This window comes from Megasphaera sp. AF13-6AC (assembly GCF_027685385.1).
Lineage (GTDB): Bacteria > Bacillota > Negativicutes > Veillonellales > Megasphaeraceae > Megasphaera > Megasphaera micronuciformis.
Genome location: NZ_JAQCUN010000239.1, coordinates 419 through 1126, shown reverse-complemented (window position 1 = coordinate 1126; position 708 = coordinate 419). Strand labels below are relative to the sequence as shown.

Genomic DNA, 708 nt, shown 5'->3' with positions numbered 1-708 from the left:
TTAAACGCTGCCGACGGGTTGCCGGATAAGCCGAGAATAGGGACGGTTTTACCTTTTCTCAGGAAGTCATGGTGCCCGTTATTATTGACGGCAGTGAACGGGGAATGCTCATTTCCTCGCCTCAGGATATATACCACCTGGCTATCGGCTATGTTCTGGCTGAAAACCTGGTGCCTACGTATGCCGATATTGAGTCTTTGGTTGTAGAAGACGGAAAGGTTCTCGTTAAGACGACGGCGGAAGCTCATGAAATACCGACGCCTCCGGCAGATCGATTAGGAACAGTTAAGGCCGATGAAATTTGCGGTTACGGCGGCTTACTTGATTCGTTATCGGCAGCTCATCACGCTTCTCACGGTGTTCATGAAGGGGCATTAGTGCGTAACGGTGAAGTCCTGGCCTATGCTGAAGACATCGGTCGTCATAATGTTTTAGACCGTTTGAGAGGGATTGTGGAAGACAAAAAAATCGATGTCTCCGATGTAATGCTTATCTTCAGCGGTCGCGTGCCTCAGTCGGTTATTTCCAAGGTACACGGTATGGGCGTGCATTTAATTGCATCCAGGGCCTTGCCGTCGGCCTTGGGTTTAAAATTGGCGAATGAATACGGGATTACGGTTGTTTGCGGCCTGCGACCCAACTCCTTCCGCCTATATACACATCCTGAAAGAGTGTCTTTCTAGAAAAAATACATTTTATTATAAATTG

Annotated in this window: 1 protein-coding gene; it reads left to right on the top strand. The window is 48.0% G+C overall.

The genetic code is table 11. The annotated features are described in order from the left end of the window. The first annotated feature begins 68 nt into the window (after positions 1-68). Positions 69-683, top strand: a complete 615-nt coding sequence (locus PGX78_RS08495; RefSeq protein WP_270446517.1) for a formate dehydrogenase accessory sulfurtransferase FdhD — start codon at positions 69-71, stop codon at positions 681-683. Positions 684-708 lie beyond the last annotated feature (25 nt).